Source organism: Amycolatopsis nivea (assembly GCF_004522235.1).
Lineage (GTDB): Bacteria > Actinomycetota > Actinomycetes > Mycobacteriales > Pseudonocardiaceae > Amycolatopsis > Amycolatopsis nivea.
Genome location: NZ_SDLT01000001.1, coordinates 132,407 through 142,098 on the forward strand (window position 1 = coordinate 132,407; position 9,692 = coordinate 142,098).

Annotated in this window: 11 protein-coding genes; 8 read left to right on the forward strand and 3 right to left on the reverse strand. The window is 71.1% G+C overall.

The annotated features are described in order from the left end of the window. Positions 1–45: 45 nt before the first annotated feature. The 4 genes from EIZ44_RS00640 (at position 46) to EIZ44_RS00655 (ending at position 3,512) form a co-directional block, all read left to right on the forward strand. Positions 46–936, forward strand: coding sequence for a LysR family transcriptional regulator (locus EIZ44_RS00640; protein WP_240015261.1), 891 nt, complete (start codon positions 46–48; stop codon positions 934–936). A 72-nt stretch (positions 937–1,008) separates the two neighbouring features. Beyond that, positions 1,009–2,322: an FAD-binding oxidoreductase gene (locus EIZ44_RS00645; protein ID WP_134727370.1), complete on the forward strand. Its 1,314-nt coding sequence runs from the start codon at positions 1,009–1,011 to the stop codon at positions 2,320–2,322. 49 nt (positions 2,323–2,371) lie between these two features. Next, complete coding sequence (gene fdxA / locus EIZ44_RS00650; RefSeq protein ID WP_043828753.1) at positions 2,372–2,728, forward strand: ferredoxin; 357 nt, start codon at positions 2,372–2,374, stop codon at positions 2,726–2,728. 91 nt (positions 2,729–2,819) lie between these two features. Further along, positions 2,820–3,512: a helix-turn-helix transcriptional regulator gene (locus EIZ44_RS00655; protein WP_134727371.1), complete on the forward strand. Its 693-nt coding sequence runs from the start codon at positions 2,820–2,822 to the stop codon at positions 3,510–3,512. A 437-nt stretch (positions 3,513–3,949) separates the two neighbouring features. On the opposite strand, the gene EIZ44_RS00665 is transcribed toward EIZ44_RS00655, so the two are convergent. Together EIZ44_RS00665 and EIZ44_RS00670 are read right to left on the reverse strand one after the other, a co-directional pair. Continuing rightward, positions 3,950–4,693 carry a DUF2249 domain-containing protein gene (locus EIZ44_RS00665; RefSeq protein WP_134727372.1) on the reverse strand — a complete coding sequence of 248 codons (744 nt, stop codon included), beginning with the start codon at positions 4,691–4,693 and terminating at the stop codon, positions 3,950–3,952. A gap of 72 nt (positions 4,694–4,765) precedes the next feature. Continuing rightward, entirely contained in the window at positions 4,766–5,233 is a 468-nt protein-coding gene (locus EIZ44_RS00670) for a hypothetical protein (protein ID WP_134727373.1), read from the reverse strand. Between the two features lie 129 nt (positions 5,234–5,362). Between EIZ44_RS00670 and EIZ44_RS00675 the strand changes: the two genes are divergently transcribed. From EIZ44_RS00675 to EIZ44_RS00690, 4 genes are all read left to right on the forward strand, one after another. Next, positions 5,363–6,361: a zinc-binding dehydrogenase gene (locus EIZ44_RS00675; protein WP_240691188.1), complete on the forward strand. Its 999-nt coding sequence runs from the start codon at positions 5,363–5,365 to the stop codon at positions 6,359–6,361. Between the two features lie 65 nt (positions 6,362–6,426). Next, on the forward strand, positions 6,427–6,834 hold the full coding sequence (locus tag EIZ44_RS00680) for a RidA family protein (RefSeq protein WP_043828757.1): 408 nt from the start codon (positions 6,427–6,429) through the stop codon (positions 6,832–6,834). Beyond that, positions 6,831–7,685 (forward strand): MBL fold metallo-hydrolase, encoded by an 855-nt coding sequence (locus EIZ44_RS00685; RefSeq protein ID WP_134727374.1) that lies wholly within the window; start codon positions 6,831–6,833, stop codon positions 7,683–7,685. The genes EIZ44_RS00680 and EIZ44_RS00685 overlap by 4 nt, the downstream gene beginning before the upstream one ends. 54 nt (positions 7,686–7,739) lie before the next feature. After that, positions 7,740–8,267, forward strand: a complete 528-nt coding sequence (locus EIZ44_RS00690; RefSeq protein ID WP_134727375.1) for a pyridoxamine 5'-phosphate oxidase family protein — start codon at positions 7,740–7,742, stop codon at positions 8,265–8,267. An 898-nt stretch (positions 8,268–9,165) separates the two neighbouring features. On the opposite strand, the gene EIZ44_RS00695 is transcribed toward EIZ44_RS00690, so the two are convergent. After that, on the reverse strand, positions 9,166–9,675 hold the full coding sequence (locus EIZ44_RS00695) for a MarR family winged helix-turn-helix transcriptional regulator (RefSeq protein ID WP_037811479.1): 510 nt from the start codon (positions 9,673–9,675) through the stop codon (positions 9,166–9,168). Positions 9,676–9,692: the final 17 nt, after the last annotated feature.

Consider the following 9,692-nt stretch of genomic DNA (forward strand, 5'->3'; position numbering starts at 1 on the left):
TGCGGAAAATCCGGTAGCATCGCTACCGTGTTCAGTGTGGATCGGATGCGCGCCCTGCACGCGGTCGCGCAGCACGGCTCGGTCGCCCGCGCGGCGGCCGCGCTGCACGTCACGCCATCCGGGGTGTCGCAGCAACTGGCGAAACTCGAACGGGAAGCGGGGCTGGCGCTTTTGGAGCCGCGCGGCCGGACCGTGCGGCTCACGCGCGCCGGGCAGGTGCTGGTCGGGCATGCCGAACGCGTGCTGGCTCAGCTGGCCGAAGCGCGCACGGATCTCGAGCGGCTGCGCGAGGACGTCTTCGGGCCGTTGCGGATCGGGTCGATCGCGACGTGCGTGCACGCGCTGCTACCGCCCGCGCTCGCCATGCTCACCGAACAGCACCCGCGGCTGAACGTGACGCTGGGCGAGGGCGAAGCCGAACAGACGCTGCCGAAGGTGCTCGCCGGGGACCTCGACGTGGCGGTGTTCGAAAGCTGGGCGGACCGGCCGACCGTGGTGCCGGCGGGGATCACGCAGGTCACGCTGTTCTCCGACGTCGCCGATCTCGCGCTGCCCGCCGGGCACCGGCTCGCGCACCGTCGCACGGTCGATCTCTCCGAGGTGGACGACGTGTCGTGGATCAGCTGGACCGGCCGTTCCGGCTGCTACGAATGGCTCGTGCACGTGCTCCGTTCGCAGGACCTGGAGCCGCGGATCAGTTGCACCATCGGGAGTTACGTGACGCAGCTGGCGCTCGTCGCGGGCAACGTCGGCGCCGCGCTCGTCCCGCGGCTCGCCCGCGGACCGGTGCCGGACGGCGTCCGGATGCTCGCGACGCGGCCGGTGCTGAACCGCACGATCATCGCCGCGTGCCGGTCCGGCGAGGAGGCGCACGGCGGGGTCCGGGCGGCGCTGGAGGCGCTCGGCGAGGCGTCGGCGGCTTATGTGAACCGCTGAATCTCGGTGCGCGGCTGCCTTTTCCGGCCGGTTCGGCCCTAGAGTCGGAATCGACGAGCAGGGGAGCCGCCCATGACTGCCGAGGATGCCGCCCGTGCCTTGCGGGACCGACTGCCCGCCGGGCAGGTGCACACGTCCGGCCCTCAGTACGAATCGGCGGCGGCGGTCTGGAACGCCGCCGTCGTCGCGCGTCCGGCCGTGGTGGTTGAATGCCGGCGCACGGCGGATGTCCAGGCTTCGGTGCGTGCCGCGCGCGAACTGGGTCTGCCGCTGTCGGTGCGCAGCGGCGGGCACGACTGGGCCGGACGCGCGATCGCGGACGGCGGGATCACGCTCGATCTGCGTCCGCTGAACCGGGTCTCGGTCGATCCAGGACGGCGCGCCGCGGTGGTCGGCGGCGGCGCCCGGGCGAACGATGTGCTGGCGGGAGCGGAGGCGCACGGCCTGACCGCCGTCGTGGGCACGATCGGCACGGTCGGGTTCGCCGGGCTCGCGCTCGGCGGCGGATACGGTCCTTTTCTGGGCAAGTATGGGCTCGCCTCGGACAACCTGCTCGGCGCCGAGGTCGTGCTCGCGGACGGCGAGGTTGTGGTCGCCAACGCTTCGCGGCTGCCGGACCTGTGGTGGGCGTTGCGGGGCGGCGGCGGGAATTTTGGCGTGGTGACCGCGCTCGGCGTGCGCTTGCACGAGGCGCCGCAGATCACGACCGGCCCGGTCTGGTATCCGGCATCGGACGCGGCCCGGGTTTTCGCTGCGGTAGCCGAAATCCAGGCCGACGCGCCGGACCAACTCACCGTGCAGACTGGCATCCTCGCCGGTGCCGACGGCTCGCTGTGCGTGCTGGTCTGGCCCACCTGGTGCGGCGCCGCTGATCCCGAGGGCTTCCTCGCCCGCCTCGGACCCCCGCTCGCCTCGCAAATCGAGCCGGTGTCGTCCTACGCGGCGGAGATCGCCCGGCGGGATGCGATGTTCCCCAACGGCCGTTCAGTCACCATCCGCACGCGGTCGCTTCCGGCGTTCACGCCCGAGGCCGCGTCGGTGCTCGCCTCGGCTGCGGAAGGCCGGACCTCGCCGATGTCCGGACTGTCGATCCACCACTTCCACGGCCTGGCCGCCCGGATTCCGGCCGCGGACACGGCGTTCCCCGTGCGGGAGGACCATCTGATGGTCGAGATCCTCGGGCTGGGGGAGGGCAACGACGACCGCGCCTGGGCGGATGCCACGTCGGCGGCCTTGGCCCCCTATGCGTTGCCCGGCGCATACGCGAACCTGCTGGGCCCGGACGTCCCTTCGGCGAACGTCTTCGGCCCCAACTCGGCCCGGCTGCGGGACGTTAAACACCGCTACGACCCGGACGGGGTTTTCCGCGCCATTCCGCTGGGCTGACCTTTTTGCCGAGTACATTGGTGAAAAAGACGGCGGAAGGAGGCGGGCCGTGGCGTATGTGATCGCGGAGCCGTGCGTGGACGTGATGGACCGGGCGTGCGTGGACGAGTGCCCGGTGGACTGCATCTACGTCGGCGAACGCTCGCTGTACATCCATCCGGACGAGTGCGTCGACTGCGGCGCGTGCGAACCGGTGTGCCCGGTCGAGGCGATCTATTACGAAGACGACCTTCCGGACCGCTGGCGGATTTACGCCGAGGACAACGCCCGGTTCTTCAGCGAAACCCTGCCCGGCCGCGACGCGCCCCTCGACAGCCCCGGCGGCGCGGTGAAGCTCGGCGACCTCGGGGTGGACACGCCCTTGGTCGCCGGGCAGCCGCGACCGGACGTTTCCGCGCAGCAGTAGCTCGCCCCACGCACTTCCACGAGCGCGCACCCGCTGTACCCCGCTTCGGATGGCGGAGAAAACCTCATTCAACTCGGTTAAACTGGTCCGCATGAGCGAGCAGACGCTGACCGATCCGCCCGCCTCCCGCGCACTGGGCGAGAGCCGGGCCCGGGTGCTGGCCGCACTGCGGTCGGCGGACGCTCCGGTAGCGGTGCAGGACGTCGCCGAGCAGGTCGGCCTGCACGCCAACACCGCGCGGTTCCACCTGGACGGCCTCGTCGAATCCGGCCTCGCCGAACGCCGAACGGAAGACCGCACCCGCCCCGGCCGCCCGCGGACGGTCTACGCCGCGATCGCCGAGGAAGCAGCCGAGGGCCGCCGCAGCTACCGCCTGCTCGCCGAAATGCTGACCGGCCTGATCGCGGAAAACGTCGCCGATCCCGGGAAAGCCGCGGAATCCGCAGGCGAAGCGTGGGGCCGCTACCTGGCCGACCGCCCGCCCCCGACCCGCCGCGTCGACGAGGCCGAAGGGATCCGCCGACTGTCCACCGTGCTGAGCGACGCCGGTTTCGCTCCGGACCCGTCGGGTTCTCCAGAGCAGCCGGTGATCCGGTTGCGGCACTGCCCGTTCCGCGAGATCGCGGAAGAACGCCGGGACGTGGTGTGCGGCCTGCATCTCGGGCTGATGCGCGGGGTGCTGGAGGAGGTACGAGCACCGCTGACGGCGGAGCGGTTGGAGGCGTTTGTCGAGCCGTCGTTGTGTTTGGCGCATTTGAAGCCTGTTGGTAAGCGTCGTCGCTGACCATGCGCATTGCTCCCCGCGGCGCTGGATATTCCTGGCGGGTCGCAGATTCGCGGTGACCAAGTGAAACTCTGCCAGCGAGATGCAACGGCTACGCGCAGAGAGCGGATTCGAGGCGGCCGACGAGCCCCCTGCGAACAGTGGTGGCCGGATGACCGTTTTCTGTTGCACGGCAATCAGTTCGCGATGGCCATGGGCTTTCCTTCCGCGAGTTTCGTGGCTGGGCGGGGGTTTCTGATGCACCAGCAATCCGTCTGAGGCTGCGGGTTAGGCATGGGGCGTGGATTCGCGGCGGCCAAGGCAATTCCGCCCGCAAAGCGCAGCAGCCGGGTGCGCGTTTCCCATTGCACAGCAAGCCGGTCCGCGGCGGCCGGGGCGGGGGAGACCGGCCGCCGCGGGGAGGCGCGCCGAAGGGGGGTCGGCGCGGGTATCGGGGGTCAGGCCGGGACCGCGGCGCGGCCGATCCGGACCTGCCACTTCTCCGGCCCGGATTCCACGTACTCCCACGTGAAATCCTCGCCGTGCGTGGCGGTGAACTCGCGGCGCAGCGGCTTCGGGTCGTGGTTGTTGACGAGCACGAACGATTCCCCGGGCGCGAGCCGCGCGTAGCGGCCGAAGATGCGCGGATGCCGGGTGCCGTGCGGGATTTCGCGGACGTCGAGGACTTCCGCGCGGTCCAGTTCGCCGCCGTCGAGGAGCGTGCGGAGGTCGTCGACCAGGATGGGGACGTCCGCACCGGGGAGATCGGCCAGCGCGGGCAGCAGGACGCTGGTTTCGGCGTCGAGATAAGCGCCGAGGAGCGCGTCCAATGCCTGCGCGGCATGGCTGACCTGGGCCGAGGTGTCGGATTCCCGCAGTTCCTCGACGGTGCGGAGCACGGCGTCCTGAATCCGTCGCAAGGCGCGGACCAGCAGGCGCGTCGCGGGCGCGCCGGCGGCGGTCGCGTTGAGGACGCGGTCCGCGGCGGACAGGTACTCGGTCAACCGGCCCGTCGCGAACTCGATCAGCCGGGCGTTGGCCTCCTCGCGGGCGCTGCCGTCGAGCTGAAGTTCCGTGACCACGGCGGCTTTTTCCCGGTATTGAGCCAGCACGCGTCCGGATTCGGCGCGGAGGGCTTCGCTGGCGCGGAACGCGGGGTCGGTGCTGGTGCCGCTGATGTACACCTCGGACGAGCCGGTCACGGGAACCTCCCGGAAAGAGTATTTACGAGAATACTAGTGCAAAAGGACGGGCTTGCGGGCGTGACCTGGGACTCAGGTCGGGCCGATCCGCGCGAGGACGAGCCCGACCGGGATGCTGACGAGCAGCAGCACGACGAGCGCCTGGAAACCGTGCCGGACCCACCGGGCGCGACCGTCCGGCGAACTGCCGCGCACGCCGAGAACCAGCAGTGCCAAGCCGACGACCAGAACCGCGCCGCCGACGTCCACTACGGGCGTCACCCCGGAGAGCGTTCCGCCTAGTACGGCGGCATTTCCGAGATTCCAAGCCGCGACCTGAGCGACGACAAGCCGGCGGGACGGCAGCGCCGGGGCGAGCAATGCCTGCCCGATCCCGAGGCCGACCTGGGCGATCCCGCCAACGAGGACCAGATAAGCGACCGCCCACGCACCATGCGGGGTCGGCTGCGGGGCGATGACCGCGGACGCCAGCCCGCCAGCGATCGCGCACCCGAGGCCGAGCACGGCGAACGGGGCCGCGGCGGCGGTGCGAGGAGTCATAGATCCAAGTTAGCCTAGTGAAAAATAACGGCGCGGAATGGTCGGCGTACCTGGGGCGGAAAATTCCCTGCTGTGACGGGATTCGCGCCAGGTCGGCAGCGGGCGCGGGCGGCTGTTAGGTTCGCGGACGTGACAACAAACGCGATGCGGGCAGTCGTCCACGAGGGCGCGGCGGGAGTCGGCGGGGTGCGGGTCGCGGAGGTTCCGGCACCGGCGCCCGGTCCGGGTGAAGTGCTGGTCCGGCTGAAGGCGGCCGGACTGAACCACCGGGATCTGTTCATCGTGGACAGTCGCGGCCCGGCTGACCCTTGGACCGTGCTGGGCTCGGACGGCGCCGGAGTGGTGGCCGCCGCGGGATCGGACGCCGCCGTCGAGGTCGGCACCGAGGTCGTCATCAACCCGTCCCTCGACTGGGCCGAGCCGGACGCGGTCCCGGAAGTCCCCGCCATTCTCGGAGTGCCGACGAACGGCACGCTGGCCGAATACGTCGTCGTCCCGGCGGGCAACGTCGTGCCGAAACCCGAACATCTGAGCTGGACCGAAGCCGCCGCACTCCCGTTGGCTGCGCTCACCGCGTACCGGGCGCTGTTCACTCGCGGCGGGCTGACCGCAGGGGAACACGTGCTGCTGCCGGGCATCGGCAGCGGAGTCGCGACGTTCGCCCTCGCCATGGCGAAAGCTGCGGGCGCGACGGTCAGCGTCACCTCCCGCAGCCCCGAAAAGCTCGCCAGGGCAACGGAACTGGGCGCCGACCGCGCGATCGGCAGCGGCGGCGACTGGGCCGCTGAACTCGGCGCACCAGTGGACCTGGTCGTGGACAGCATCGGTTCGGCGACCTTCGACGCCTGTCTCTCCGTCCTCCGCTCCGGCGGCCGGATGGTGACGCTCGGCGCGACCACCGGCCCGGACGTCGAGCTGTCGCTGCGCAATCTTTTCTTCCGGCAGATCAGCCTGCTGGGCACGTCGATGGGCAGCGCGCGGGAGTTCGCGCAGATGGTCGCGCTGGTCGCGGAACACCGAGTGCGTCCGGTGGTGCACCACGTCTACGACCTGGCCGACGGGCCGCGTGCGCTGGCAGATCTGGCGTCGGGGGACCAGTTCGGCAAGCTGGTGGTCGCGATCGGCTGACCTCGGCCGTTTTTGTCGGTGCCTCGTGGTGAACTGTGGGCACGAACCAAGGGAGGGGAACCCTGATGAGCAAGCGCTGGAATCCCGAGACGGTCGCGGGCCCGGTCGGCCGCTACAGCCACCTCGCGCAGATTCCTGCTGATCACGAGCTGGTCGTGGTGGCCGGGCAGATCGGCGCACGACCGGACGGCACGCTCGCCGGGCCGGACGCGGAAGCACAGACGCGCGAGGCGCTGGCGAACATCGAACGCGTGCTCGCCGCGGCAGGCGCCGGGCCGGAGCATCTGGTGAAGGTTTTCAGCATGGTCGCCGGCACCGAGCACCTGCCCGGTTTCCGCGCCGCGACGGGGGACGTGTTCAGCCGCTGGTTCCCGGAGAGCGACTGGCCGACGCAGTCGCTGATCGTGGTGTCCGCGCTCGCGAAACCGGAGCTGGCCGTGGAAATCGAGGCGATGGCCGCGGTGCCCCGATGACCGTCACGCTCGGGCCGCTGCGAATCGATGCGGTCACCGAACTGGACCACTGGCCGTTCGCCCCCGCTGAGCTGTTCCCGGCTGTCACGCCCGAACAGTTGGGGGACCACCGCGGCGACCTCGACCTGTCGATCACCACGTACCTGGTGCGCACGCCGGACCAGACGGTGCTTTTCGACGCCGGGAACGGCAACGCGAAGGAACGCCCGGTCCTGCTGGCGCATCACCAGTTCGACACGCCGTACCTGGACCGCCTGGCCGCGACGGGTGTCATGCCGGAGGACGTCGACGTCGTCATCGCGACCCACCTGCACCCAGACCACTGCGGCGGCTTCACCCAGCTGGTCGACGGTTCGTGGGACCCGACCTTCCCACGCGCCCGGTACCTGATCGCGGCCGACGAATACGCCTGGCTGCAAGAGGTACACGCCGCGGCCCCCGAAGGCGGGGTGGCAGCCGACCTGGCGAGGACGTTCGAAGACAGCGTCCTCCCGGTAGTGGAGGCAGGCCTGGTCGAACTGATCGACCTCCCGTACGAGGTAACGGACGGCATCACCCTGCGTTCCCTGCCCGGGCACACCACCGCCCACCTGATCGCGGAACTCAGCGGCGGCGGTCAGCACGCGCTGGTGAGCGGGGATGTGCTGCACCACCCGTTCCAGTTCTCGGACCTGACGCTGGCCCAGGGCGGCGACGTAGACCCAGTCGCTGCCGCGGAGTCCCGGCGGACCCTGTGCGAACTGGCCGTCGAACGGGATGCCCTTCTCCTGCCCGCTCACTTCGGACCTGGACGAATCGACCGCACCGGCGACGGTTTCCGCTACCACCCCGCCCCGTTAGGAGCCGCCTGAGTCTCTGCTCGCGGGGCCGTGTCGATTCGATGCCGCTCCGTTCGACGCATAGGCATGACTGACTACGAACCGACCTCGACCCGCAACCTCGACCGCTACGGGAACGCCCCGCTGCCGTGGAGCCGCGCCCGCGACGTCCTGGCCACCGACACCCCGACCGCCGACCTGACGTTCTTCGTCGCGACCGTCCGCCCAGACGGCCGCCCCCACTCGGCGGGCGTAGGCGCGGTCTGGGTGGACGACGCCCTGTATTTCGTCGGCGGCCCGGGCACGCGCCGCTCGCGGAACCTCGCGGCCAACCCGGCGTGCAGCATCTCGGTACGCCTGCGCGGCCTGGACCTGGTCCTCGAGGGCGACGCCCACCGCGTGGTGGACACCGACACCGTGGCGCACCTAGCCGAGGTCTACCGCTCCGGCGGCTGGCCAGCGACGGCGTCCGGGGATGCTCTGACGGCACCCTTCAGCGCTCCGAGCGCAGGCCCGCCGCCGTGGCACCTGTACCGGCTCACCCTGCGCCGCGCGGTGGGAGTCGCTTCGGAGGAACCACACGGAGCGACGTGCTGGGAGTTCGCCGGAGCTTGAGCCCGCGGCCCGATCCCGCGGCGGGTGTCGTCGGCGGAGCTGTCTACCGGGAGTTCGCGGGCGCCGACGGGCGTCTGCCGGACGACGAGCCGTCGCCGACTTGGTTGCTGCCGTGTGCGGGGAACCTGTCTGACGGCGAGGCTGACACAGTCCGCGCGCGAGACCGCGGTGGCGTTGGCCGGTCCCGTGCGCGGCGAGTCTGCCGGGTGCCGAGAGCCGCGTGCGGGGAGTCTGCGGGACACGGAAGCGCGCCGCGGCAGGCGGGCTGTGGCCGCGTGCGCGTGACGATGAGTCTGTCGTGACGGTGATGGCGGCTGCCGCGTGCGAAGTGGCCGTGGCGGGGCGGGTTGCCGTGGCGTGCGGGTGGCGGCGAGTCTGTCGTGGCGGCGATGGCGGCTGTCGCGTGCGGAGTCTGCCGGGTCGGGAGGTTGGCCGTGGCGGGGTGAGTTGCCGTGGCGTGCGGGTGGCGGCGAGTCTGTCGTGGCGGCGATGGCGGCTGTCGCGTGCGGAGTCTGCCGGGTCGGGAGGTTGGCCGTGGCGGGGTGAGTTGCCGTGGCGTGCGGGTGGCGGCGAGTCTGTCGTGGCGGCGATGGCGGCTGTCGCGTGCGGAGTCTGCCGGGTCGGGAGGTTGGCCGTGGCGGGGTGAGTTGCCGTCGCGTGCGGGTGGCGGCGAGTCTGCCGTGGCGGCGATGGCTGCCGCCGCGTGCGGAAGCCTGCCGGGTGAGGGACTTCGCGCTAGCGGGTGCGCTGCCATCGTGTGCAGGGGAGTGCGCGTGGCGGCGATGGCTGCCGCGGCGTGCGGAAGTCTGCCCGGCTGGGAGCTTCGCGGCACCGGGTGCAGGTGAGCGCGCGTGACGGCGCATCCGCCGTGGCGACGATGGCTGCGGCCCCCAACCGATCACCCCCGCCCGTCAGGTCCTTCCCAGTCCAGCAGCAACTCCCGCAGCCCGGCATTCATCCGCTCCTGCTCCGCGCGCGGCAAAACCCCCAGCAACCGTGCCTCCGTCTGCGTCTTCATCCCGAACACCTCCTGCGCCCGCGCCAGTCCCTCGTCGGTGAGGCTCACCAGGATCTGCCGTCGGTCGGCCGGGTCGATGTCGCGGCGGACCCAGCCTTTGCGTTCGAGTCCGGCGACGCGTTTGGTGACCCCGCCGGACGTCAGGCGCATGCTGTCCAGCAGTTGCCCGGCCGAGAGCCGGTACGGGGGACCGGCTCGTTTGAGGGCGCCCAGCAGTTCCACTTCCCACAGGCCGACCCCGAAGGCGTCGAATTCGCGGCGCAGTTCCGTTTCCAGCAGCCGGGCGGCGCGCAGCAGGCGGAAGCTCAGCGCCTTGCTCACCCGGTCTTCCTCGCGCACGCCGGTGATCTGCGCCATGACTCCGTCGACGTGGTCCCGCTCCGCTGGCATGGGCGAGTATTCTAACA

What these genes read in the sequence shown, in the direction of transcription:
- EIZ44_RS00640 (WP_240015261.1), top strand. Translation starts at nt 46, where the DNA reads ATGCGCGCCCTGCACGCGGTCGCGCAGCACGGCTCGGTCGCCCGCGCG.
- EIZ44_RS00645 (WP_134727370.1), top strand. Translation starts at nt 1,009, where the DNA reads ATGACTGCCGAGGATGCCGCCCGTGCCTTGCGGGACCGACTGCCCGCC.
- EIZ44_RS00655 (WP_134727371.1), top strand. Translation starts at nt 2,820, where the DNA reads ATGAGCGAGCAGACGCTGACCGATCCGCCCGCCTCCCGCGCACTGGGC.
- EIZ44_RS00670 (WP_134727373.1), bottom strand. Translation starts at nt 5,233, where the DNA reads ATGACTCCTCGCACCGCCGCCGCGGCCCCGTTCGCCGTGCTCGGCCTC.
- EIZ44_RS00680 (WP_043828757.1), top strand. Translation starts at nt 6,427, where the DNA reads ATGAGCAAGCGCTGGAATCCCGAGACGGTCGCGGGCCCGGTCGGCCGC.
- EIZ44_RS00685 (WP_134727374.1), top strand. Translation starts at nt 6,831, where the DNA reads ATGACCGTCACGCTCGGGCCGCTGCGAATCGATGCGGTCACCGAACTG.
- EIZ44_RS00690 (WP_134727375.1), top strand. Translation starts at nt 7,740, where the DNA reads ATGACTGACTACGAACCGACCTCGACCCGCAACCTCGACCGCTACGGG.
- EIZ44_RS00695 (WP_037811479.1), bottom strand. Translation starts at nt 9,675, where the DNA reads ATGCCAGCGGAGCGGGACCACGTCGACGGAGTCATGGCGCAGATCACC.